The organism is Kitasatospora sp. NBC_00458, assembly GCF_036013975.1.
GTDB lineage: Bacteria > Actinomycetota > Actinomycetes > Streptomycetales > Streptomycetaceae > Kitasatospora.
The window spans coordinates 141121-165127 of the sequence record NZ_CP107904.1; the positions used below are offsets into that span (position 1 = coordinate 141121).

Sequence of the window (24007 nt, forward strand, 5' to 3'; positions counted from 1 at the left end):
GGCATGACGGGGGCGATGCGCGCGACGACCAGGGGTGATCTGCAACCGCCTCAGGTCGACCCGGCAACAGATCCCGTGCTCCCTGCCGAAGTTGGCGCCACCCGCCGGTCGATCCATCAGCCCGTACCCGCCACGGGTTCGCCGGCCGTGCGGGTGACCCGCATCGCGCCCGGAGCCGGGCCGGCCTCGGGCGGTCTCCGGTTCAGAGCCGCTTCGCGAGCGTCGCCCCGGCGGGACCACCGAGCGTGAGAACGCCGTCGGCGTGGTCCGCCACCAGCACGAGGTCGTGGCTGACGAGAACGACGGCGAGGCCTCGTCGGGTCCGCAGACCGGCCAACAGCTCCATGATGCCGGCCGCAGTGGCTCCGTCGAGTGCGGAGGTGACCTCGTCACAGAGCAGGACGTCGGGTTCGGCCGCCAAGGCGCGGGCCACCGAGACCCGTTGGCGTTGACCACCGGAGAGTTCGTGAGGGTAGCGGGTCGCGAACCCGGCCGGGAGGCCGACGGCGGTGAGCAGCTCTTCGACGCGCTCCCCACACCGGGCGGCGGGCAGTCCGAAGTGGAGCCTCAACGGCCGGGTCAGGGTGGAGCCCACGGTTTGAGCGGGGTTGAGGGCGCCCAGCGGGTTCTGCGGCACGAGCTGGATGCGGCGTCGCTGGTCACGTGTGCGCCGCCGGTAGGAGGAGGCCAGCGGCAGACCGCCGAGGACGGCCGTACCTGTGTCCCGCGGGTGGAGACCGGCAAGCGTGCGGACCAGGGTCGTCTTCCCGCAGCCGGACGGGCCGACGATTCCGGTCAGGGTGCCCGGGAGCAGATCCAGGTCCAGATCGGCCAGAACCACCCGGCGGGTACGCCCGCTTCCGGTGGAGGCGCCCAGTGCCGCCACCTCCAGGACCGGCCCGGTGCCGTCCGCGGACCGGGGCAGGCCGCCGTCGACGACGGTCAGGGCCGTGGTGGGCGCCGCCGCGGCGCCTGAGGCGGGCTTCAGGGCAAGGGTGTCGTCAGCGCACCGGGCGACGAAGTCGGGGTCGTGGCTGGTGAAGGCGACGGCGATGCCCTCGCGCACGGCGAGGTCACGCAACAGGTCTGCGATGTCGTCGCGCAGTGCCGGGTCGAGGCCGGCGGTGGGCTCGTCGAGAAGCAGGATGTCCGGGCGCCGCGCGAGCGCTCGGGCGAGCGCGACGCGCCGTTGCTGCCCGCCGGAGAGCCCGGCCGGGCGACGCCGCTCCAGTCGCTCATCGCCGGGCAGCCGGACCGCTCGCAGCAGGTCGGGGACGCCTGCGCGGCGCATGTCGGGTGCGGTCTCGGCGATGAGACGGCCGACGCGCATGCGCGGGTTGAGCCCGGATCCCGGATCCTGACCGACGAACGCCAGCCGGTGGCGGCGCAGTGCACGCAGCCGCTCGGCCGGCAGGGCGAGGACGTCGTGGCCGAGCACGTCGACGCTTCCGGCCGCGACGCGCGCACCCGGGGGCAGGGCTCCGACGAGGGCCCGCAGGAGCGTGGTCTTCCCGGCGCCCGAGGGCCCGGTGACGGCGTGGATCCGGCCGGGGACGAGCGTGAGCGTGGCGTCGACGAGAAGCGGCGTGTCGCCGAGGGCTATCGACAGACCGGCGACGTGGGCGGCGTGGGCGGTACTCACAGCGGGGTCTCCGGGGTGGGCCTGGCGGGGGCGAGGGCTTCGGCGGCGAGGTTGACGCTTACCGCGAGCAGGCCGATGGCCAGGCACGGCGCCGCCACCGCCCAGGGGTTGAGGGTGATTCCGGCGGCGTTCTCCCGGATCATCAGTGCCCAGTCGGCCTCGGGAGGCTGAGGTCCGAGTTGGAGGAAGGCGGCGACCGACACGACGTACACCCCCTCGACGAAGCGCAGCCCGAACAGGGCGAGCAGCGTGGACCGCAGATTGGGCAGAACCTCCCGCACCATCAGGTACCACAGGCGTTCGCCGCCCGCAGCAGCGACCTCGACGTAACCGGTGCCGGCGATCGGAGCGGCCGCAGCGGCGACGAGGCGCACCGCGTACGGCACGCCCAGGACGGTGGCGGCCGCGCCGACGGCGAGGCGCCCGCCACCGGGCCAGGCCAGGGCGACGAGCATGATGCCGAGAACCGCCGGCAGGAGGATCGCGAGGTCGGCGACGCGTTCGATCCACCGGCCGAGGGCGGGCCGGAGTGCGGCGAGGATCCCGAGGACCGTGGCGATCGCGGTGACCGCCAGGGCGATGGCCGAGGCGGTGGCGATCAGCGGCGCGCCGCCGGTCAGGACACGGCTGAGGACGTCGCGGCCGAGCTGGTCACCGCCCAGGACGGCGTCGCCGTCGGTGCCCGCGTACGGGAAGGTGACCGGTCGGTCGATCGCGTGCGGGGCGAGCAGCGGACCGGCGAGCGCCAGGAGGACGAGCAGGAGAGCGGGAACCGCACGGACCAGCACGCGCCCCCGGCGCCCGGCCCCGCCCGCCTTCGCCGGCGGAGGCTTCAGCCGGGGAATCCCGGCCCGGGTGGCGTCCGTCATCTGCGCTCTCCCAGGGTGATCGTGCGGATGAGGTCGGCGAGCAGCAGAAGCAGGCTGACGGCGGTGCCGGCGGCCATCACGACTCCTGCCACCAGAGGGGTGTCCCGGTCGGCGATGGCACCGGCCAGGACGGCCCCGACGCCCGGGTAGTTGAAGAGGGTCTCCACGACGACCGCACCACCCAGGAGCATCCCTGCGGAGGTGGCGATGCCGGTCGCGACGGCGGGCATCGCACCCGGGAGCATGTGGTGGACGAGGATGCGGCGCCGCGGCAGACCGTCGAGGACGGAGGCCTGGACGTGCGGCAGGCCCGCCTGGTCGGCGAGCGCGCCGCGCACGATCCTGGTGTTCCAACCGATCTGGGGGATCGCCAGCGCGAGTAGCGGCAGGACGAGCATGTCCCAGGACTCGGGTGCGCCGTCCGCCCCGGTCAGGGTGACGGCCGGAAGCCAGCCCGTCCACTGGGAGAGGAGCAGGAGGAGCGCTACGGACACGACGAACTCCGGTAGCGCGAAGGCGACGGTGGCAACGGCCTCGATGACCCGGTCGACCCGGCCTCCCGGACGGAGCACGGCCCAACCGCCCAGCGCGAGTGCACCGGTCGTACTCAGGGCGAGCGCGAGAACGCCGAGCAGCAGCGTGTTGGGAAAGGGCCCGGCGAGGACGTCGGTGACGTGCTGTCCCCGTGCCGTGGTGCCGAGGTCGCCGGCGGGAAGGCCCGTCATCCAGTCCCAGAACCGCTGCGCGAGCGGACGGTCGAGCCCGAGTGCGGCACGCCGGGCGGCGACGCCCGCAGCGCTCTCCCCGCGTTCTGCGGTGGCTCCGGCGGCGTCACCGGGCAACAGCTCGACTGCGGCGAAGACCGCGGCGAGCAGAGCGACGAGCAGGCCGAGGCGCCGAGCGGCGAGCCTGGCGGCCCGGCCCGCACCGGGGAGGATGCGGGCCGGGCCGCCAGGGGGTGCGCCCGCCCCGGCCGGGCGGGGTGTGGTCAACGGGCCAGCCAGGTCTTCTCAAGCTGGACCCGACCGTAGCCCGGCAGCTTGGGCAGGTCCCGCACGGCCGCGCCGGCGAGGTCGATGCCGTCGGCCATCCCCCACAGCAGGTAGCCGGACTTCGTGAACTCGATCTCCTGCAGCCGGTGCAGCAGCTTGGCCCGCTCGGCGGCGTCCGCGGTGCCCATGGCCGCGCGGTAGGCCTCGTCGAACGTCGGCTCCTTGAAGGCGGCCTCGTTCTGTCCGGAGTCGGAGAGCATCGTCTTCGACGCGAAGAAGACCACCGAGTCGTTGGTGCCCCAGTAGGTGGTGTACAGCGGGGCCTTGAGCCAACTCTCGTCCCAGAAGACCTTGGAGTCCTGCTTGACGACGTTGATCTTCACACCCGCCTCGCGGACCTGCGTGGCGAACAGGGTCGCGGACTCGGCGAGGCCGGCGATGTCCTCGGTGGTGAGCAGGTCGTAGGTCTTGGAGGTGTCGAAGCCGGCGTCGGCGAGCAGCTGCTTCGCCTTGGCCAGATCCCGCGTGCGCTGGGGGATGTCCTTGGCCAGTGCGGGGTCGCCGGTGCCCAGGATGTCGTTGCCGACCGTGCCGTAGCCGGACAGGACCTGCTTGACCATCGCGTCCCGGTCGACGGCCGACTTGAGCGCCTCACGCACCCGGGGGTCGGCGAACGGGCCGTCGGCGGTACGCATGACGATCGGCATCGCCATGTCGTTCGGCCTGCGCAGGATCTGCACGTCCTTGTGGGTCTCCGCGGTCCGGGCGGCGACCGCGCCGACGTTGGAGGCGACGTCGATCTGGCCGGCGAGCAGGGCGTTGGCCATGGCCTGCGGGCTCTCGAAGAGCCGCACCTCGACGGCGTCGAGCAGCACCTTGCCGCCGTACCAGTCGTCGTTGCGCACCAGGCGGGCGTTGCCGTCCCGGTACCAGTCGAGCTTGAACGGGCCCGTGCCGGGCGCACCGGCGAGCGCGTCGTCCGTGGTGCCCTTCTTGAGGACGAAGGTGGTCAGCCTCGTCAGCAGCGGAAGGTCGGCGTTCGGGTAGTCGGAGACCAGGACGACGGTCTTCGCGTCCTCGGCCGTGATGCCTTCGGGCTGGATTCCGGGCAGGCGGCTCTTGCCCGCGGGGGTGTTCCGCAGGCGCTGCAGGGACCAGACCACGTCATCGGCGGTGACCGGCGTGCCGTCGTGGAACTTCGCACCGTCGGCGAGCGTGAAGCGCCAGGTCTTCAGGTCGTCGGAGGGCTTCCACGAGGCGGCCAGCCGCGAGACGGTGTTGCTGGTGGCCCCGGGGACGGCCAGCGTGTCGTAGAGCAGGCTGATGATGAGGTAGTCGCTCTCATTGGCCTGGGTGCCGTGCGGATCGCGGGTGATCGCGGACGCCTTGCCGAGCGCGCCGACCTTCAGCGTCCCGCCGACACGGGGCTGCTGCGCAGCCGCACCGGAGGGCGCCGCGTCCTTGGAGTCGCCACTGCCGCTGCTGCAGGCAGCAAGAACACCGGCCGCACCGATACCGGTACCGGCCCACAGCAGCTGTCGTCTGGTGACGCCCACGTTCGTTCCTCGTTTCAGGTCGTGCTCGACTTGCTTAGGGTTACCTACCCTAAGTTTGCGGGGTTCCGCAAACCGCAAGCCCGCCGCCCCGACCCTCCGCGCAAGCCCTAAGCCATCATCAAGTCCACTGCTCACCAGGGGAGTTGGAATCGAGAGCCGTCCTCGGCCCCGGCCAAAACTTTGACTACGTAAATATAGACAATCAACCGGTAAGGTTCGCCTCGGCTTTCCGATCACCGTGACGTCCCTGATGCCCGGCCACCCAGGCCCCACCGCACGGTGCTCCATGTCGACGAGACCCCGCCAAGCTCCGCAGGAACTGACACCCGCCATGCAGCAGCTCACCACCCTGGCCCGCGACGGCCGCGCCCTCGCCGCGCTCGCCGTCCCCCTCGCCCTCACCCAACTCGCCCAGGTCGCCCTCACCACCACCGACACCGTGATGATGGGCGTCCTGGGCACCGAGGCCCTCGCCGCCGGCGGCCTCGCCCTGGTGATCTTCAACCAGTTCCGCACCATGGGCGTCGGCCTGGTCACCTCCGTCGGGAACCAGGTGGCGGCCGCCGCGGCCCGGGCCGAACGCGCCGCCGCCCACCCCGGCGCCGACGGCGGGGCCGACACCGGGGCCGACGCCGGGACCATCCGGGAACCGGTCACCGGCTCCGGCACCGACGGCGGCACAGGCACCGACCACGAAGTCCGCGACCTGATACGCGCCGCCATGGCCGTCGCCACCCTCGCCGGCCTGGCGGGCGCCGTCCTGATGGTCCTCACGGGCCAGGCCGCCACGCTCCTCGGCCAGGACGCCGCCGTCGCCGACCGCGCCCGGGGCGTGCTCGCCGCCCTCGCCCCCGGGCTGATCCCCTGCCTGTGGTTCCAGGCGATCCGCCAGTTCACCGTCGGCATGCGCCGCCCCCAGGCACTGCTGCGGATCACCATCGCCTCCGTCGCCGTCAACGCCACCCTCAACTGGCTCCTCGTCCACGGCACCTGGGGCCTGCCCGAGCTCGGCCTCACCGGCATCGGCGTCGCGACCAGCAGCGTCCACCTGCTGTCCTTCCTCGCCCTCTACGCCAGCGCCCGCCGCGACCCGCAGCTCGCCCCGCTGCTCGACCTCGCCTTCTGGAAGGCGGACGCCGCCACGGTCCGCCGACTACTCGGGCTCGGCACCCCGATCGCGGCCACCTACGGCTCCGAGGCCGGGTTCTTCTCCGTCACCGCCCTGCTCGCCGGCAGCTTCGGCCCGGCCGCGCTCGCCGCGCACACGGCCGTCAACCAGCTCGTCTACATCGTCTTCCAGGTCGCCGTCGGCCTGTCCCACGCCGCATCCATCAACGTCAGCCGCGAACTCGCCCTCGGCGACCACGCCGCCGCCCGCCGGATCAAGAACACCGCACTCGCCTGCGGCGCCGCCGTCTCCGCCCTCGTCGCCCTCGCCTACCTCGCCGCCCCCGGCCTCGTACTGCGGCCCTACTTCGACCCGGACGCGGCCTCCGACCAGCAGGGCCTCCACATCGCGACCGGCCTGCTCGTCGTGGTCGCCGTCCTGCAGTTCTTCGACTGCGCCCAGAACATCGGCGTGGGCCTGCTCCGCGGACTGGACGACACCGGAAGCGGCTTCCGCATCACCCTCATCGGCTACTGGGCCGTCGGCCTGCCCGCGGCCTGGCTCCTCGCCCACCCCCTCGGCGGCGGGACCCGCGGCCTGTGGTGCGGCCTCCTCCTCGGCCTCGCCACCACCGCCGCGCTCCTGCTCCGCCGCTACAGCCAGACCCTCACCGCCAGGGCCGCCACCACGCCCGGACCCGCCGCCGCCCGGGCCTGACCCACCCTGACCTGCCCTGACACCCGCCCTGGCCCCTCCTCGACCGAGCCGACCACGGCACGGCCGGTGATCACGGCCCGCCTCCGCCGAGAAGTCCCCCAAGCTCCTCCCCGTCCTGCAGACTCAGCCCCTCGACGGAGCCGTGGTTACCCGTCACACCGGGACAGCGAGAGCACCGGCCGCCTTCGATCTGACTACGCGAAAGTAGACATATTAGGCGACCCTCAGTAACGTGTGCCGGGCCTCGGCCCCTGGAGCCCCTGTCGCGCCGGGCACCTCCACCCGCCACACCACACCCGATCCCCGGAGATTCCATGTCCGCCCGTCGTTCCACCGCAGCCATGCTGCTCACCCTCGCTGTGGCGAGCGCCGCGTTGGCCGGCTGCTCGCAGAAGAAGGACGACAAGGCCTCCTCCGACGCTGTCAAGGTCAACGCCACCGACACCGCCTGCGAGGTCTCGAAGACCACGTTCCCGGCCGGTCACGTCGTCCTGGACATCGCCAACAAGGGTTCGAAGACCACCGAGGTCTACGTCTACGCCGAGGGCGACAAGATCGTCACCGAGCGGGAGAACATCGGCCCGGGGACGAAGGCGAGCATCACCGCCGAGATCAAGGCCGGTTCGTACGAGATCGCCTGCAAGCCGGGGATGGTCGGTGACGGCATCCGCCAGAAGGTCACCGTCACCGGCGGGGAGGGTTCCGCGGCGGCGGCCGACCCGCGTCTGACGGCCGCGGTCGGTGCCTACCGCACGTACGCGCAGGAGCAGGCGGACGCCACGATCCCGGCCGTCGAGGCGTTCGCCGCCGCGGTCAGGGGCGGGGACGTGGAGAAGGCCAAGTCGCTGTTCGCTCCCTCGCGGACCGGCTGGGAGCGCACCGAGCCGGTGGCGGAGGGCTTCGGCGACGTGGACCCGAAGACCGACACCCGCGAGGACGGCCTGGAGCCCGGCCAGGAGTGGACGGGCTGGCACCGCCTGGAGAAGTCGCTGTGGGCGGACGCGAAGATCGGCGACGAGGAGAAGAAGCTCGCCGACCAGCTCGTCGCGGACCTGAAGGACTGGCAGAAGAAGATCCCCGAGGCGGAGATCACCGCGACCGGCATGGCCAACGGCGCCAAGGAGCTCCTCGACGAGGTCGCCACCGGCAAGGTCACCGGCGAGGAGGACCGCTACAGCCACACCGACCTCGCGGACTTCGCCGCGAACGTCGAGGGCGCGAAGAAGGCGTACGAGCTGCTGAAGCCGGTCGCCGCGGAGAAGGACGCGGAGCTGGCGAAGACCCTGGACGCCGAGTTCACCGCGCTGGAGGGCCTGCTGGCCAAGTACAAGCAGGCCGACGCCTCGTACACCTCCTACGACAAGGTCACCGAAGCCGAGCGCAAGACCTTCTCCGACGCGGTCAACGCACTGGCCGAGCCGCTGTCCAAGCTCGCCGCCGCGGTCTCCCCGAAGTAGACCGACCCCGAAGCAGGCCGTCGCCTACACCGGCGTGGTCGGCGGGCCCCATCGGGCCGCCGACCACACCACCCCGTACCACCCGGTTCCAGTACAGAGAAGGGCCCGTCGCCGATGGACGCCGAGCAGGAACAGCAGGACACCGCCTCGGCCGCCGCCGGGAGCGGCACCGCTCAGGACGCCGCTCAGGCCGTGGCCTCGGATGTGGCCGGTGTTGGTGGGGGTGGGTTCAGTCGTCGTGCGGTGATCGGGTGGGCGGGTGCGGGTGTCGCGCTGGGTGCGGCGGGTGTCGGTTCGGTGGCCGCCGCGACCCGCCAGGACGACCCCGCCCCGGGTGCGCCCGCCGCGGTGGGCGGGGACGTCCCCTTCTACGGGGAGCACCAGTCGGGGATCGCGACCCCGGTCCAGGACCGTCTGCACTTCGCGGCGTTCGACGTCTCCGCGTCCGCGACGCGTGAGTCGCTGGCGCGGATGCTGAAGGAGTGGACGAGGGCCGCGGCCGCGATGACGGGCGGGCGTGAGGTGGGCAGCGGTGCGGCGAGCGGTCTGCCCGAGGCGCCGCCCGACGACACCGGTGAGGCTTTGGGCCTGCCCGCGTCCCGGCTGACGCTGACCATCGGTTTCGGACCGACCCTGTTCGACAAGGACGGCACGGACCGTTTCGGTCTGAAGGCGAAGCGTCCCGAGGCGCTGATCGACCTGCCCCGGTTCAAGGGCGACAACCTCGACCCGCAGCGCAGCGGTGGGGACCTGTGTGTGCAGGCGTGTGCGGACGATCCGCAGGTCGCGGTCCACGCGATCCGCAACCTGGCCCGGATCGGGATGGGGACGGTCAACATCCGCTGGTCGCAGCTGGGGTTCGGGAAGACGTCCTCGACGACGCCCGACGCCCAGACGCCGCGCAACATGATGGGTTTCAAGGACGGTACCCGCAACATCGCGGGTAGCGACACCGCCCGGCTGGCGCGGGACGTGTGGGTGGCGCCGGGTGAGGGTCCGGAGTGGATGACCGGCGGCTCCTATCTCGTCGCGCGTCGGATCCGGATGCACGTCGAGACGTGGGACCGGACGTCGCTGAAGGAGCAGGAGGACGTGTTCGGCCGTACCAAGGGCGAGGGCGCGGCCTACGGCAGGACCCGGGAGCACGACGACCCGGACCTCGCCGCGATGCCCGCGGACGCGCATGTGCGCCTGGCCCACCCGGACTCCAACGGCGGGCGGATGATCCTGCGCCGCGGGTTCTCCTTCACCGACGGCACCGACGGCCTGGGCCGCCTGGACGCGGGCCTGTTCTTCCTGGCCTACCAGCGCGACAGCCGCACCGGTTTCGTCCCGCTCCAGCAGCGTCTGGCCGCGTCCGACGCGCTCAACGAGTACATCCAGCACGTCGGTTCGGCGCACTTCGCCTGCCCGGCGGGTATCCGCAAGCCCGGCGAGTGGTGGGGCCAGGCCCTGTTCGGCTGACCTCCCGACCCCCTGCCGCGAACCCCCCTGAGGAGGTGCCGTGTTCGGCAACTACCTGATCGGCCTGCGCGAGGGCCTGGAAGCCAGCCTCGTCGTCTGCATCCTGATCGCCTACCTGGTCAAGACCGGCCGCCGGGACCGGCTCCCGCCCGTGTGGGCCGGCGTCGGCGCCGCCGTCGCGCTGTCGATGGCGTTCGGCGCGGTGCTGCAGTACGGCTCCACCCAGCTCACCTTCGAGGCCCAGGAGGCACTCGGCGGGACGCTGTCGGTCATCGCGGTGGGCCTGGTCACCTGGATGGTGTTCTGGATGCGCCGCACCGCCCGGCACCTGAAGACGGAACTCCACGGGAGGCTGGACGCCGCCGTCGCCATGGGCACGGTCGCGCTCGTGGTCACCTCCTTCCTCGCGGTCGGCCGCGAGGGCCTGGAGACCGCGCTGTTCATCTGGTCCGCGGTCCAGGCCACCGACGACGGCTACAACCCGATCATCGGCGCCGCCCTGGGCCTGGCCACCGCGATGGTGCTGGGCTGGCTGTTCTACCGCGGCGCCCTGAAGATCAACCTCGCCCGGTTCTTCACCTGGACCGGCGCCATGCTCGTCGTCGTCGCCGCGGGCGTCCTCGCCTACGGCGTCCACGACCTCCAGGAAGCCGGCTGGCTGCCCGGCCTGCACGACCGGGCCTTCGACATCAGCACCACCATCCCCAAGGACAGCTGGTACGGCACCCTCCTCAAGGGCGTCTTCAACTTCCAACCCGACCCCACCACACTCCAACTCACCGTCTGGGCCGCCTACCTCGCCCCGACCCTCGCCGCCTTCTACGGCCTCTTCGGCAACCACCCCGCCAAACCCGCCAAACCCGCCACCCCGACCCCCTGAGACCGCCGACCCCACCGCCGGAGACCGCAGACCCCACCGCCAGAGACGGCCGACCCGACCCGTCTGAAGCGGTCGACCCGACCGTCAGAGCGAAGAGTTCAGGCCTCACCGCACCACCTGGAGCCCCGACCGGCAGCACGCCGGACGGGGCTCCGCGCATGGCACGGGCGACCCGGACCGGCGGCGGGCTGACGCCCGCGGGCCGTACACCCTGCGCGGCTACTACCGCGCCCCCGAGGTCAACGCCAACTCCTTCACCTCCGACGGCTACTACGCCTCGGGCGACCTGGTCCGCCGGCTGCCCTCGGGGCACCTGGTGGTCGAGGGACGGGTCAAGGACACCATCGACCGGAACGGGGAGAGCGTCTCGGCCGAGGAGATCGAGAGCCACCTGCACGCCCACCCGGGGATCGCCCGCTGCGCCGCGCTCGGCCTGCCGGACGGCAGCGAAGGCCAACTGATCTGCGCCGCGGTCGTCCTGGCACCCGGAACGGCGGCGCTCACGCTGCCGGAGATCCGCACGTTCCTCATCGAGCGCGGCGTCGCCGCCTTCAAGCCGCCCGACCGCGCGGTGGCCGTCGACGACCTCCCGCCGACCGCCATCGGCAAGATCGACAAGAAGTCCCTGGTCGCCCGGTTCTCCGCCCGGCAGTAGGCCGCGCCGGGATCGGTGGGGCCGGGACTCTCCGGCCCCACCGATCCCGGCGATCCCAGCGATCCCGCCCTGACCGCCCTGACCGCCCTGACCGCCCTGACCGCCCAGTCGAAGACCGTGAGGGGGCGGGCGAAACCGGTTGCGGGTGCGGCCCGGCGCCTGAGACCGTACGAGCTCCCGCACCTGCGACGAGGCCTGGATGACGATCTACTTCTACGGCGCGGACGAAGTCCCTTACGGCTGCTTCTCCAACTTCTCCGCCCACGACCTGGAACTCGACGGGCACGTGTGGCCGACCTCGGAACACTACTTCCAGGCCCAGAAGTTCATCGGCACCCGCCATGCCGATCTCATCCGCCGGGCCCGCACCCCGCTGCGTGCCGCCGAATTGGGCCGTGACCCGTCCAGACCGTTGCGGCGGGACTGGGAGCGCGTCAAGGACGACGTGATGCGTCGTGCCGTCGCGGCGAAGTTCCGGGCGCATGCGGACATCCGCGTCGTCCTGCTGTCCACCGCCGACGAGGAGATCGTCGAGGACACCGGCACCGACCACTACTGGGGCCGCGGCAGGACCGGGACCGGCAGGAACATGCTGGGCCGGATCCTGATGCGCACCCGCAATCAGCTCCGCGCCGAGGCCTGAGAAGGTCACGGTCACTTCGGGTGGCGCAGCCGAACTGCTACGCCCTGACCCTGGCAAAGCGGCTGAAGGCCGTGGGCGCTGCCAAGCACCGGACGGACGGCGGCCCGCGAACCTCGGGCCCGGCTCCGGCCTCGCGCTGCACCCGGATGCGCTCGACGTCCCAAAGCGCTGGAAGAGTCCCCGGGTCGTGTTCGTGAACTCGATGAGCGACCTGTTCCACGCCCGAGTGCCGCCGCCCTTCGTCCGGGGCGTGTTCCAAGTGATCGGGAGCACGCCCCAGCACACCTACCAGGTACTGACGAAGCGCTCGGTGCGCCTGCGCCGGGTGGCCGGGCTTCCCGCCCGCGCTGACCAGCCCCTTCTCGCAGCAGGCGTCCAACAGACGGTCGAAGGCCAGGCGTTCCATGCCGTGCTCGACCAGCCTGACCCGGAACCTCGCCAGGACCGTGTAGTCGAAACCGGTGTCGGTCAGCTCCCGCCCGAGCGCGTATTCCCAGCCGATCGCACGCACCGCCGTCAACGCGGCCTGCCGGTCGGTCAGGTTCTCCGTGAACCGCGGCACCGTGACCAGTGCCAACACCCCCGCCAGCTCGTCCCTCGCCCGCATCGCGGGCGAACCGGACGGGAACGCCGCCCCGGCCTGGCGACGCGTGCGGATCAGCAGGTACCGAGGTCCTGCCAGACGCCCCACTGACCGGTGGTGCCGGGCTCCTCGCCCAGCGTCCACCACTTGGCGCTCCACCGGTGGCCCTTCCACGAGACGGTGCTGCCACCGGTGTAGACCTGTGTGCCGACCCAGGAGGCGGTGGAGCACGCCGGGGCGGTGCCGGTCACGGTGAGCGTGTAGGTCGCGGAGGACGTGGCCTCGGTGCCGGTCAGCGTGCCCTTGACCGTCAGCGTGTAGGTGCCGGGGACGACCGTGGACACGGTCGACACCGACAGGGCGGCGCTGGAGCTCCCGTTGACTGAGGACGGGCTGACCGAGGCGGTGACCCCCACAGGAACGCCGCTGACCGCCATCGCGATGGACGTGTTCGAGCCGTTGTTGATGATGGCCGTGCTCACGGCCGCGGTGGTCGACGAACCGGCGGTCACCGTGCCCGAGGACGGGCTGACCTGCACCTGGATGGCGGGCACCTGGACACTCGACGCGGAGGGCGACGGGGAGGAGGAGGAAGTGGCGGCTGGGAGGAAGGCCGCCGTCGGGTACTTGCCACCCGACTGCGAGGCGAGCTTGGACAGTCTGTCGTCGGCCTGGGCCTCGACGTACGGGGCGAAGACCTGGGCGGGCAGTGGGGTACCCGCCGCGTGGACGGTGCCGGTGCCGGTGAGCGCCACGCCGGCGATGGCGGCGGCGGTGACGGCCCCGGCGAGCAGGGCTCGGAGTGGTGCGCGAACGGGTCCGGCCATGGACCGCGCTCCCTTCGAAGGTGGGGGACTTCGGCGACCTGAAGCACTCTGGCCCGGACCAATACTGGTGGTCTGGACCACCCGACTGTCAAGAGTCCTTACCGAGCTCTCGGGCTCAGCGGTTCCGCCGCACGAGCCACAGCAGCTCCAGAGTTCCTGCGGGCCGCGTTCCGCGTCGACCGGAACACCCGCCAGGTCAGCTACCCCGAAGGCCGCACCAGCACCGCCGATGTCGTTGCACCTGGTGACGTGAACACGACCCGGTACGGGCGACGGCTGCTGCGCCTGCGGTCGCCGCACTGACCATGTTCTCGGTCGACAGCTGTGGATTTATCGGTCGTTCCGACCGAAAGGCCCTGCCGCATGGGCGCTGACACCCTACCGTGGAAGGGAGTCCGCCCCGGTCCGGGGCGGAACGGGGTGATCGAAGCGCACGGAGGAAGGAAAGCCATGCGGGTACGTGCACGGCTGCGCGGGGGCGCGGTCGCGGTGGGGGCCGCGGTGCTGGCGGTTGGGGCCCTGGGGGCCGGGGTGGCTCCGGGTCAGGCGGCGGCTGCCGGTCAGTGGCGGCCGCAGCCGGGGACCCTGTACATCTCCGACTTGCCGAAGACCGAGTCGTGGCGCGCCAACCCGACCGTCCGGGGGTGGGGCGACGATTTCGACTGTCCGGTGGGCTGGCCCGCCGAGCCGGCCGAAGTCAATGTATGGCACCGGGACTTCACCACCGCGGAGACCGCGCTCGCCCAGCAGAAGGTGGCGGTCTTCGACACGGAGGCCGAGGCCATCGCCTTCGCGGACAAGGCCCGGCAGGACTACACCGCCTGCGCGCACGCCCCGCAGCGGCCCGGCGTGACCGCAACCTACCTCGACCACGGGGTGATCAACGTCGAGGAGGGCGCCACCCTTCAGGGGATGCACACCTTCGACTCCAACGCCACCGAGCGCCCCGACTACAACTACCTGTGGGGCGTGGGCCGCGACGGCGACACGGTGACGCTGGTCCTGTGGCAGAGCTACTGGGGCGATCCGCCTGTGATCGCGTGGAAGAACACCCTGAACACCGCGGTGAAGAAGCTGTACTGAGCACACGCCGCCGACTCCTCGCCGCGGGTCCCGACCGGGGCGGCGGCGGGGGTACGGGCGACGTTCTCGGTGCGCACCCGCAGCGGTGGGCTGGAGGGCTGCGCGCGGACGGCGCCGGCGGTGGCGGAAGGCCCCCGCCGGAGCCGGATCAACCGCCGCCGACCCTGCGCCCGGTGATCTCGTCCGGCCGGATCCGGACCCAGAGCGGACGGTTCCCTCCGGCCCACGGGGTGGTCCCGGGCAGCTCCGACAGCCGCCGCACCTCGTCGGTGTCCGTCACGTGCCGTGCCTCTCCGAGGATCAGTACGCTCCAGCCCCGGCTGAGCCGGTCGTCGATCCGGTCGACCTGGAACGACACCGGCGAGCCGTCGTCGGGGGCCGCGCTGCTCCGGACGGCCGTGCGGAAGGCGACCGTCCCGGCCTCCACGGTGTAGTTGATCGGGAAGACCGCAGGCCCCGGCTCGACGGGCAGGGCGATCCGCCCCACGCCGTGCGAGCCGATCATCTCCCAGCACTCGGCGGTCGTGAGGTGGAGGAGGAGCGGCCGCGGAGCCGCGCCGGGCTGTCCCGGCGGTGCGTCGCCCCGGCCCTCCGACAGGTCCTGACAGGTGACTTGCAGGGCGGCGGCGATCCGCACGAAGCCGCCCGGGTCGAAGCCCGGTCCGGCCGCGAGCAGGTGCTGGAGGTAGCGCGGCGACATGGCCGCCCGGTTCGCCAGCACCTGCTCGGTCATGCCCAGTTGGGAGCACCGCTCGGCGATCCTGCGCGCGACGTCGGCAGGGTCGGCACGGCGGGCGGCTTCGAAGTCGGGGTCCTGGTTCACCGTGTACTCCTCGGTTTGCCGGTCTCCGGGTCACGTACGGAAGAGCGCGACCTTGAGGGCGTCGTTCCCGCCCGCGTCGGCGAAGACGTCGTAGGCCTCCTGCATCTCGTCCAGGCCGAAGCGGCGGTCCCCGGCCTGGACGGTCCTCGTGCCGGGGCCGGTCTCGGTGACGGTGCCGACGGCCTCGTGGCCGAGGACGCGTCCGTCGGCGACCCCCGGGACGTCTCCCTTGAGGATGTGCAGGTCGGTGCCGCAGATGGTGACCGCGTCCGCTCGGACGACGGCGTCCTCGGGGTCGCGGACGGCGGCGTCCGGGACCTCGCCCCAGGTTCGGCGGCCCGGTCCGTGGTAGGTCAGCGCCTTCATGTCCTGATCACTCCCGTCGGCCCTCGCCGGTACGGAACGGGGATGCCGTCCCGCCTTCTCCTCCAGCGTTCCCCCTGGGGCGGGTGGTCGCCATGGGGCGGGTGGGGTCGGCGGCAGGGCCGATCGGCCCCGGCGGGCGGCGGGCGAGGAAGGGCGGGCCCGAGTGGCCGCGTCTAGTCTGGCAGTGGCACCCGGCGAGTCTCGGATCCCGGAGGAACCGGTGGGCAGCACATCGGAGGATTCCACCCCTCTGCCCCGGCTTCGGCTGGACGATCTGCTGGACGAGCTCCAGGCACGGCTGGACGCGGCCCGCGGTACCCGTGACCGGGTGCACAGCCTGCTGGAAGCAGTCCTCGCGGTGGGCCGTGAACTCGACCTGGGCCAGGTTCTCCGGCACATCGTCGAGGCGGCGGTGACGCTGGTGAACGCCGAGTACGGCGCCCTCGGGGTGATCGGGGACGACCACCGGCTCTCCCGGTTCGTCCCGGTGGGCATGAGCGATGAACTGGTCGAGCGGATCGGACCGCTGCCCTCCGGCCACGGTGTTCTGGGGGAGCTGATCCGGCACCCGGTTCCGCTCCGCCTGGCCCGGATCTCGGACCACCCGTCCTCCTCCGGCTTCCCGGCCCACCACCCACCGATGAACACCTTCCTGGGTGTGCCGATCCGGATCCGGGGCCAGGTGTTCGGCAACCTCTACCTGACCGAGAAACGCGGGGGCGGTCGGTTCGACGCCGAGGACGAGTCCGTGCTCGCGACCCTGGCCGTGGCAGCCGGGGTGGCGATCGACAATGCCCGGCTCTACGCCCGCTCCAAGCTGCGCGAGCGCTGGCTGACGGCCAACGCGGAGATCACCGGCAGCCTGCTGGCCGGCGACTCCGAGCAGCGGGTGCTCGACCTGCTGGTCACCCGGGCGGCCGAGATCGCCGGCGCCGACCTCGCGGTGGTGGCCCTGCCGCTCGCGGGCTCGGAGGAGTTGGAGGTACGGATCGCCGTCGGGCTGGGCGAGGACCGGCACCGGGGCCTGGTCCTCCCGCTGGACGGCTCCTTCGTCGGCGCCGCCGCCCGGACCGGCGGGCTGGTGGTGAGCACCGACGTGCGGACGGATCCGCGGATCACCGCCGGTCCAGCGCGTTGGGAGGGGCTGGGGCCGGCCCTCGCGGTGCCGATCGGCACCGCGGGGCACGGAACGCGCGGGGTGCTGATGCTGGCCCGGGCGGCCGGTGCCCCTCAGTTCCGCGAGGAGGAGTCCGGTCCGCTCCTGGGATTCGCCGGCCAGGCGGCGGTGGCCATGGAGTTGGCGGAGCGCCGTCGCGATTCGGAGCAGGTCGCGCTGCTCCGGGAGCGTGACCGGATCGCCCGGGACCTGCACGATCTGGCGATCCAGCGACTGTTCGCCACCGGGATGACCTTGCAGGGCGCCACCCGCTTCATCGAGCATCCGGAGGCAACGGACCGGGTCCTCCGGGCGATCGACGACCTCGACGACACCGCCAGGACGATCAGGGCGACCATCTTCGGCCTGCGCGCCCGCGAAGCCGGGCCCTACGCCGACGGTCTGCGCGCCCGGGCGGTCGAGCTGGTCGAGCGGGCGGCGGGGACACTCGGCTTCACCCCGAGCCTGCGGATGACCGGCCTGCTCGACGCCACCGTTCCGGCGACGGTCGCGGACGCGGTGCTCGCCGTGCTCCAGGAGGCCCTCTCCAACGCCGCCCGGCACGCCGCTGCGAGCGCGGTCGCGGTGTCGCTCACGGCCGGCGCCGACCTGGTGCTCACCGTGACGGACAACGGCGTCGGGCTGCCTGAGGGCGGGCGGCGCAGCGGGCTGGCCAACCTGGCCGAGCGGGCCGCCGAGCTGGGCGGCACCTTCCGTGCCCGGGCACTGCCCGGCGGCGGCACCGAGCTGCTGTGGCGGGTGCCGCTGGCCCCTCCGGCCTAGGCTCCGGGGTCGAGGACGTCGGCTGCCGCCATTCGGGGGGTCGGGCTTCCTTCCGGGCCGTAGCCGAGGCGGATCAGCATCTGCACGTGCTCGGGCTTGAGGTGGGGCTCCCGGACCGTCCATCGCAGGTCCGGCCACTCCATGGCCTGGTGCAGGAGCGAGGCGCGCACCTCGTGGACGGTGGCGGCCAGCAGGACGTGTTGCAGGGCGAGTCCGGTGCGCAGCCAGTCCGCGGGGCGGTCGCGCTCGGTGGTGAGCACCGCGATGCGCGGCTCGTGCTCGAAGGTGGCGGGCGGTCGGTGCTCGGCGGGGCGGAGGGAGGAGAAGTCCCGCATCGGCAGGTGGCCCTCCCGGTCCTGCGGGCCCAGGGCGCGGGCCGGGATGCCGTAGGCCGGCACGTCGCCGCTGCGGATCCAGTCGCGGCTCTCGGCCCGCTTGCCGGGGTCGGTGGTGCTGCGGCGCTCGGCCTCGGCGGTGAGTCCGAGCAACCGGTCGGTCTCCTCCCGGCCGGGGAGGTGGAGGATCGTCTCCTCCTCCCGGGCCGCTGCCACCAACTGGTCCAGCACGTCGGCCGGCACGGGCCGGTCGGTGAACGGTGTGCGGATGGAGTGGCGGCGCCAGACGGCGTCGTACAGGCTCTCCGTGCCGGGGAGTCGAACCGGGGACGTCTCGTCCAGGCGGACCGCGGCGAACAGGTCCGGGTCGGCGGGATCCGGCAGCAGCCGCACCTCGGGCGCCCAGCCGAGGTGGCGGGCGGCGACCCGGAGGTTGAGCACCGCCGCGCCGACGGAGATGTGCATGGCCCGCCCCTCGGGGTCGGCGGCCGGGACGGCGCGCTCGCGCGCGGCGCGCACTTCCAGGATCGACGTCTCCGGATCGAGCCGGAAGTGCCAGGGCTGGCTGTTGTGGATCGAGGGTGCGGCCACGGCGGCGGAGACCAGTTTCTCCAGGGCGGCGGCGTCGAGTGCGAGGGTGGGCATGGCGGGCTCCCGGGGTGTGGCGTCAGCCGGCGGGCGGGTCGGCGCCGGATCGCAGTACCTCCAGGCGGTGGCGGTACTCGTCGGCGTCGATCTCCCCGCGGGCGAAGCGTTCGGCGAGCAGCTGCTCGGGCGGGATGCGTTCGGGTGGCGGGGAGGGGTTCGTGCCCTGCGGATTCCGCGGCGTCTGCACCAGGTGGCGGACGAGGAGGACGACCGCCACGACGACCAGTCCCCAGAACAGCAGCATCCCGACGGCCATCAGGCCGAAGCCCCAGCCGTTCATGCCGTGATCGTTCCAGTAGGTCATCGTGGGCTCCTCGGCCGGACGGGGTGGGGCTGCTGCCTCACCTCCACCGTGCATCCGGGGCCCTGGGCGGTGCATGGGCCGACCGGCCCTGTCCGCGGGGCCGGGCGGGCCCGGTGCGGCCGCGCCCGCTCAGTGGGGCCGGTCGGGCCGGTGCTCGGGGTCCGCGTGGGCCGCGAGCACGGCGGCCTGGAGCCGTCGCTCCACCCCCAGCTTGGCCAGCACGCGCGAGACGTGGTTCTTGACCGTCTTCTCGGCGAGGTAGAGCTCCCGGCCGATCTCCCGATTGGTCTTTCCTTCGCCGACCAGGACGAGGATCTCCCGCTCGCGCGGGGTCAGCCGGGCGAGCGCGGCCTCGGTCGGGCTCTCGTCGTGGTGGCGGAGGCTCTCCATCAGCTTGCGGGTGGTCGCCGGGTCGAGCATGGACTGCCCGGAGGCGACCGTCCGCACCGCACCGACCAGGTCGGCGCCCTTGACCTGCTTCAGCACGTACCCGGCCGCGCCCGCCATGATCGCGTCGAGCAGCGCCTCGTCGTCGTCGAACGAGGTCAGCATCAGGCAGGCGAGCTCCGGCTGGAGAGCGCGCAGGTCCCGGCAGACTGTGACGCCGTCACCGTCCGGCAGCCTGACGTCCAGGACCGCGACGTCCGGTCGTAGCGCCGGGACGCGCGCCAGGGCCTGCGCACAGGTTCCGGCCTCACCCACGACCTCCATGTCGGGCTCCGCCCCGAGCAGGTCGCTCACCCCTCGCCGGACCACCTCGTGGTCGTCCAGCAGGAACACCCGCACGGGCCGCGCGGACTCGGCGGGCGGGGCCGACTCGGTCGCAGCCGTCGCCGGTTCCGGCTCCGCTGGGCTTGGCGTCGTCACGCAACGATTCTGCGCGCCGGACGGCCGCGTCGCACCAGAGACCGGGACCGGCCATAGGGAACCCGGCGCACCACCGGCGGCAACGGTGCTGTCGGCGGCACGGTCAGGGCCGAACGGCCCACACCCGGAAAGGCGGTGGCGGAGGACGATGGAAGGAGAGAGGTGAGAGCGATGCACACAGTGATCGTGTACGAGAGCATGTACGGCAACACGCGCGAGATCGCCGAAGCGATCGCCGCGGGCATCCACGAAGCCGCCCCGGACGCGGCGGTCGACTGCATCCCGGTGGCAGAGGCCGACGCCGGCCTGGCGCGGACCGCCGATCTCCTGGTGGTCGGCGGCCCGACGCACATGCGCGGCATGTCCTCCGGTCTCAGCCGCAGGATGGCCGCCACGGCCGAGGCGAAGAAGGAGGGCCACGAGGACGCCGCGCGGGAAGCCGCTTCGACGGCGGAGGGGCCCGGTCTTCGCACGTGGTTCCACGACCTCCCGAAGGCCGGGGCCGGTACCCACGCGGCCGCCTTCGACACCCGCGCCGACATGCGGATGAGCGGCGGCGCGGCGGAAGGCATAGCGCAGCGCCTCTCCCGCCACTACTACGACGTGGTGGCGGAACCCGAGGGATTCGTCGTCGAGGAGGCCGACGGCCCCCTGCGGGCCGGCGAACTCGACCGCGCCCGCGCCTGGGGCGCCGGCCTGGTCTGACCGATCTCCGGGCCGCCGCCTGCTCGTGGCGGCTCGACGAGTCTGCGACGGAGGCCTTGCCGTCCTGCCCTGGCTGCGTCCTTCCCGGGCACCGATCACCGACAGAGCAGCGACCTCTCTCGGTGAGGCCGACACCCCGGGGGCCCGAGCACAAGCACAGTACTTGTGCACGGTGGAGTTCCAAGGGCCGAGGGCGTCGCGGTGACGGCGAGCACTCCCGTCCCCGCGGTGCTGGTCCGATCCGGACACGTGTCCGCAGAACGGCCGGCGACCGCCGCGGCCGCCCGCGCCGCGCGACAGCCGCCAGGACTGACCGGAGGCGACACCACGCCCCCCCGGCGCCGGCCACTGCCCTCGCGGAACTCGCCGAGTACGCCCCGCAGAAGCTCTCCTGCTCGTCCGGACGACCCGTGCTCCTCGCCTCAACCCCCTTGCCGCTCCCGGCACCCGGGCGAAGTAGGGCCGTCCGGCCCTATCGGAACCGCCCCCGGTCACGCCAGACTTCGCAGAGGCTCACACGCGACCTGCCGCCAGGGCGGGCCCACGGGGTTGGAGTGGTGATGACGGACAGTCCTGCGGCCGGGGCGCACGGCCCGGTGAAGGTGTTCCTGCTGGACGACCACGAGGTGGTCCGCCGCGGCGTCCACGACCTGCTGGACGCCGAGCCCGACCTCCGGGTGATCGGCGAGGCCGGCACCGTCGAGCAGGCGCTCGCCCGTGTCCCCGCGCTGCGCCCCGACGTCGCGGTACTCGACATGCGGCTGCCGGACGGCGACGGGGTGACGGTCTGCCGCGAACTGCGCTCCCGCATGCCCGACCTGGCCTGCCTGATCCTCACCTCGTTCGACGACGAGGAGGCGCTCCTGGACGCCATCATGGCCGGGGCCTCCGGCTACGTCCTCAAGCAGATCAGTGGTACCGACCTCGTCTCCGCCGTCCGCACCGTCGCCTCCGGCCAGTCGATGCTCGACTCCGGCGCCACCACCCGGCTGATGGCCCGCCTGCGCGGAGACACCGTCACCGCATCCAGCTCCGGACTCCCCCAGCTCACCGAGCGCGAGCGGGAGGTCCTGGCGCTGGTCGGCGAGGGGCTCACCAACCGGCAGATCGGCCAGCGGCTCTACCTCGCCGAGAAGACCGTCAAGAACCACATCTCCCGCCTGCTGGCCAAGCTGGGCGTGGAGCGGCGTGTCCAGGCCGCCCTGATCGCCAATCAGACCCTGGCCGACCGCACGCAGCCGACCGGTCGGCCCAACCGCTGAACCGGCCGCCCCGGGGACACCCGACCGGGCAGGTCCGGTCGGCAGCGTCAACGGGGACCAACGGCCTCTCCCCCGGCGCCCGGTGCGAAGGCACCATCGTTGTCATGACACCTCACTCCACAACGCTGGACGAGTGGGAATGCCGGCGACGCCTCGCCGGCCTCGCGGTCGGCCGGGTCGTCTACACCATCGGTGCACTGCCCGCCGTTCAGCCCGCCCGCTACAGCCTCGGCGCCGACGGCAGCGTGCTGCTGAACGCCGGCGCCGAGTCCGAACTGGTCCGTGCGGTATCCGGCGCGATCGTCGCCTTCGAGGCGGGAGAGCTCGACGCTGCCGAAGGCACCGGCTGGAGCGTGACCGTCCTCGGCCGCGCCGACGTCGCGCCGGATCACACGGCGAACGGTCCGACCGACACGGTCACCGTCCGGATCCTCCCCGAACTGGTGAGCGGCCGCCTGTTCCCGTCGACGCGCCCGGCCCGGCCCTGACCGGACCTCGGCACGCCGAACGTCGAACACCCCGCCCGAGGGCCGGGTCAGTGCACCAGCGGCACCGACCAGGCCAACCTGGTACCGCCGGCCTCGGGGCTCGTCAGCTCGAAGACTCCCCCCAGGCTCTCGGCCCGTTCCGCGAGGTTGCGCAGCCCGCTCCGCCGCCCCTGCTCCGCGATGCCCACCCCGTCGTCCTGCACCGTGAGCACCACACGCGACCCGGTCGCCTGCAGCACCACCTCGACCCGGCCTGCCCGTGCGTGCCGGGCAGCGTTGCTCAGCGCCTCGCCTAGGACCGCCACCACGTGATCGGCCAGCTCCGCCGACACATCCGTGTCGAGCAGGCCCTCCATGCTCAGCCGGGGCGGGAAGCCCAGCGCCGCCTGCGCCTCCTCGGCCACCCGCACCACCCGCGACCGCAGACCCTGAGTGCCCTCCACCTCGCGCGCCCGCAGGCCGAAGATCGTCGACCGGATGATCTTGATCGTCTCGTCCAGATCCCCCACCGCCCTCAGCACCCGGTCCGAGGCGCCGGTGTGGTCGATCAACCGGGCCGCGCTCTGCAGTGTCATCCCCGTCGCGAACAGCCGCTGGATCGCCAGGTCGTGCAGGTCGCGGGCGATCCGGTCCCGGTCCTCCAGCATCACCAACTGCTCGGCGTCCCGGCGGCGCTCGGCAAGCTCCAGCGCCAGCGCCGCCTGGTCCGCGAAGCCCAGCAGCGGGCCGATCTCCCGGTCCGTGAACGCCGACTCCGCCGTCCGCCGGGCCAGCAGCAACACGCCGTCCACCGGACCGCCCGCCCGGCCAAGCGGCACGGCCACCGCCGGGCCGAGACCGTCGTACCGCCACGGCCCCGCCGGGAAGCGCGGATCGCCGGCCAGGTCCACCGTGGCCGCCGGAGTGCCCTGCGCACACGCTTCACCCGCCAGCGTTCCCTCCAGCGGCACGTCCAGGCCCAGCCTCCGGGCCGCGTCCCCGCCCAGCGCCAGCTCCACCCGCATCGTCCCGGTCCCCGGCACGGGCACCGAGACGTCCGAGAGCTCGGCGCCGGTGATCTCCCGCGCCCGACGCGCGATCAGCTCGACCACCTCGGAACGGGACCCTCCCGACAGCAGACCGCGGGTGATCTCCGCACTCGTGCCGAGCCAGCGCTGCTGACGCTGCGCCTCCTCGTACAGCCGGGCGTTGTCGATCGCCACCCCGGCCGCCACCGCCAGCGTGGAGATCACCGACTCGTCGTCGGTGTCGAACTCCTCGCCGGAGCGCTTGTCGGTCAGGTACAGGTTGCCGAAGACCTCCTCGCGCACCCGCACCGGCACCCCGAGGAACGCCCGCATCACCGGGTGGTGCGCCGGGCAGCCGTACGACGACGGGTGCTCCGAGAGGTCCGCCAGACGGAGCGGCTCCGGTCGACGGATCAGCTCCCCCAGGAGGCCCCGGCCCGTCGGATAGGGGCCGATCCGCTCGATCTCCTCCTCGGACAGGCCCACGGTGAGGAACTGCGAGAGCGTCTCACCGTCGGGGCCGATCACCCCGAGTGCCGCGTATCGGGCGTCCACCAGGACGGCGGCCGCCTCCACGATGCGCCGTAGCACCTGTGTCAGGTCCAGCTCCCGGCCCACCGACAGTACGACCTCCAGCAGGCTGTGCACCCGGTCCCGGGTGCCCCGGGCCACGTCGATCCTCGCCTGCAACTCCTCCAGCAGCTCGTCAAGCCTCAGCTGCGGGATCCGCGACCGAACCTCGTCCCCACCCACGCGATCCTCCTCGTCCCCTGCCATCGGCCGGTCG

At 72.7% G+C, this 24007-nt stretch carries 21 protein-coding genes and 3 pseudogenes; 12 read left to right on the plus strand and 12 right to left on the minus strand.

All coding sequences use genetic code 11. The features are described 5' to 3' along the window. Nucleotides 1-202: 202 nt before the first annotated feature. Genes OG550_RS00645 through OG550_RS00660 form a run of 4 tightly spaced genes read right to left on the minus strand, consistent with a single transcriptional unit; the run spans nt 203 to nt 5059 of the window. Entirely contained in the window at nt 203-1642 is a 1440-nt protein-coding gene (locus OG550_RS00645) for an ABC transporter ATP-binding protein (protein ID WP_327673334.1), read from the minus strand. Beyond that, nucleotides 1639-2511, minus strand: coding sequence for an ABC transporter permease (locus tag OG550_RS00650; protein WP_327673336.1), 873 nt, complete (start codon nt 2509-2511; stop codon nt 1639-1641). Before OG550_RS00650 ends, OG550_RS00645 begins: the two co-directional genes overlap by 4 nt. Beyond that, nucleotides 2508-3503, minus strand: coding sequence for an ABC transporter permease (locus tag OG550_RS00655; protein ID WP_327673338.1), 996 nt, complete (start codon nt 3501-3503; stop codon nt 2508-2510). Before OG550_RS00655 ends, OG550_RS00650 begins: the two co-directional genes overlap by 4 nt. Continuing rightward, entirely contained in the window at nt 3500-5059 is a 1560-nt protein-coding gene (locus OG550_RS00660; protein ID WP_327673340.1) for an ABC transporter substrate-binding protein, read from the minus strand. The genes OG550_RS00655 and OG550_RS00660 overlap by 4 nt, the downstream gene beginning before the upstream one ends. Nucleotides 5060-5390: 331 nt before the next feature. Between OG550_RS00660 and OG550_RS00665 the strand changes: the two genes are divergently transcribed. The 7 genes and pseudogenes from OG550_RS00665 to OG550_RS00695 all read left to right on the plus strand — a co-directional run. Continuing rightward, a complete protein-coding gene (locus OG550_RS00665; RefSeq protein WP_327673342.1) occupies nt 5391-6884 on the plus strand; it encodes an MATE family efflux transporter in 1494 nt (497 codons plus the stop codon). 314 nt (nt 6885-7198) lie between these two features. Beyond that, nucleotides 7199-8341 (plus strand): iron uptake system protein EfeO, encoded by a 1143-nt coding sequence (gene efeO / locus OG550_RS00670; RefSeq protein WP_327673344.1) that lies wholly within the window; start codon nt 7199-7201, stop codon nt 8339-8341. A gap of 114 nt (nt 8342-8455) precedes the next feature. Next, nucleotides 8456-9805, plus strand: coding sequence for an iron uptake transporter deferrochelatase/peroxidase subunit (gene efeB, locus OG550_RS00675; RefSeq protein WP_327673346.1), 1350 nt, complete (start codon nt 8456-8458; stop codon nt 9803-9805). 40 nt (nt 9806-9845) lie between these two features. After that, complete coding sequence (gene efeU / locus OG550_RS00680; protein WP_327673347.1) at nt 9846-10685, plus strand: iron uptake transporter permease EfeU; 840 nt, start codon at nt 9846-9848, stop codon at nt 10683-10685. Between the two features lie 316 nt (nt 10686-11001). Further along, nucleotides 11002-11340, plus strand: coding sequence for an AMP-binding enzyme (locus tag OG550_RS00685; RefSeq protein ID WP_327673349.1), 339 nt, complete (start codon nt 11002-11004; stop codon nt 11338-11340). Nucleotides 11341-11539: 199 nt separating this feature from the next. Continuing rightward, on the plus strand, nt 11540-11983 hold the full coding sequence (locus tag OG550_RS00690) for an NADAR family protein (RefSeq protein WP_327673351.1): 444 nt from the start codon (nt 11540-11542) through the stop codon (nt 11981-11983). Nucleotides 11984-12170: 187 nt separating this feature from the next. Next, nucleotides 12171-12257: pseudogene (locus tag OG550_RS00695) on the plus strand (hypothetical protein); the annotation flags it as partial. Nucleotides 12258-12389: 132 nt separating this feature from the next. Here OG550_RS00695 and OG550_RS00700 read toward each other — a convergent pair. Both OG550_RS00700 and OG550_RS00705 read right to left on the minus strand, forming a co-directional pair. Then, nucleotides 12390-12590, minus strand: a pseudogene (locus OG550_RS00700) (transposase); the annotation flags it as partial. Between the two features lie 50 nt (nt 12591-12640). After that, nucleotides 12641-13393, minus strand: a complete 753-nt coding sequence (locus OG550_RS00705) for a hypothetical protein (RefSeq protein WP_327673353.1) — start codon at nt 13391-13393, stop codon at nt 12641-12643. A gap of 600 nt (nt 13394-13993) precedes the next feature. Between OG550_RS00705 and OG550_RS00710 the strand changes: the two genes are divergently transcribed. Further along, entirely contained in the window at nt 13994-14476 is a 483-nt protein-coding gene (locus OG550_RS00710) for a hypothetical protein (RefSeq protein WP_327673355.1), read from the plus strand. 148 nt (nt 14477-14624) lie between these two features. On the opposite strand, the gene OG550_RS00715 is transcribed toward OG550_RS00710, so the two are convergent. Both OG550_RS00715 and OG550_RS00720 read right to left on the minus strand, forming a co-directional pair. Next, nucleotides 14625-15299, minus strand: coding sequence for a pyridoxamine 5'-phosphate oxidase family protein (locus OG550_RS00715; RefSeq protein ID WP_327673357.1), 675 nt, complete (start codon nt 15297-15299; stop codon nt 14625-14627). Nucleotides 15300-15422: 123 nt separating this feature from the next. Next, a pseudogene (locus tag OG550_RS00720) lies at nt 15423-15665 on the minus strand (alcohol dehydrogenase catalytic domain-containing protein); the annotation flags it as partial. A 220-nt stretch (nt 15666-15885) separates the two neighbouring features. Here OG550_RS00720 and OG550_RS00725 point away from each other — a divergent pair. Next, nucleotides 15886-17604 carry a GAF domain-containing sensor histidine kinase gene (locus tag OG550_RS00725; protein ID WP_327673359.1) on the plus strand — a complete coding sequence of 573 codons (1719 nt, stop codon included), beginning with the start codon at nt 15886-15888 and terminating at the stop codon, nt 17602-17604. Here OG550_RS00725 and OG550_RS00730 read toward each other — a convergent pair. The 3 genes from OG550_RS00730 to OG550_RS00740 all read right to left on the minus strand — a co-directional run bounded on the left by OG550_RS00730 (nt 17601) and on the right by OG550_RS00740 (nt 19677). Beyond that, on the minus strand, nt 17601-18584 hold the full coding sequence (locus OG550_RS00730; RefSeq protein WP_327673360.1) for an Acg family FMN-binding oxidoreductase: 984 nt from the start codon (nt 18582-18584) through the stop codon (nt 17601-17603). The genes OG550_RS00725 and OG550_RS00730 overlap by 4 nt on opposite strands. Nucleotides 18585-18606: 22 nt before the next feature. Then, nucleotides 18607-18891: an SHOCT domain-containing protein gene (locus tag OG550_RS00735; RefSeq protein WP_327673362.1), complete on the minus strand. Its 285-nt coding sequence runs from the start codon at nt 18889-18891 to the stop codon at nt 18607-18609. Nucleotides 18892-19020: 129 nt separating this feature from the next. Beyond that, nucleotides 19021-19677, minus strand: a complete 657-nt coding sequence (locus OG550_RS00740) for a response regulator transcription factor (protein WP_327683618.1) — start codon at nt 19675-19677, stop codon at nt 19021-19023. A gap of 252 nt (nt 19678-19929) precedes the next feature. Here OG550_RS00740 and OG550_RS00745 point away from each other — a divergent pair, with 252 nt between their 5' ends. From OG550_RS00745 to OG550_RS00755, 3 genes are all read left to right on the plus strand, one after another. Beyond that, nucleotides 19930-20463: a flavodoxin family protein gene (locus OG550_RS00745; protein ID WP_327673364.1), complete on the plus strand. Its 534-nt coding sequence runs from the start codon at nt 19930-19932 to the stop codon at nt 20461-20463. A gap of 560 nt (nt 20464-21023) precedes the next feature. Next, a complete protein-coding gene (locus OG550_RS00750; RefSeq protein WP_327673366.1) occupies nt 21024-21725 on the plus strand; it encodes a response regulator transcription factor in 702 nt (233 codons plus the stop codon). A 104-nt stretch (nt 21726-21829) separates the two neighbouring features. Next, nucleotides 21830-22213 carry a pyridoxamine 5'-phosphate oxidase family protein gene (locus OG550_RS00755; RefSeq protein ID WP_327673368.1) on the plus strand — a complete coding sequence of 128 codons (384 nt, stop codon included), beginning with the start codon at nt 21830-21832 and terminating at the stop codon, nt 22211-22213. A gap of 47 nt (nt 22214-22260) precedes the next feature. Here OG550_RS00755 and OG550_RS00760 read toward each other — a convergent pair whose 3' ends face one another. Next, the gene (locus tag OG550_RS00760) at nt 22261-23997 is read right to left on the minus strand and encodes a sensor histidine kinase (protein WP_442905908.1); all 1737 of its coding nucleotides are present in this window, start codon (nt 23995-23997) and stop codon (nt 22261-22263) included. Nucleotides 23998-24007 lie beyond the last annotated feature (10 nt).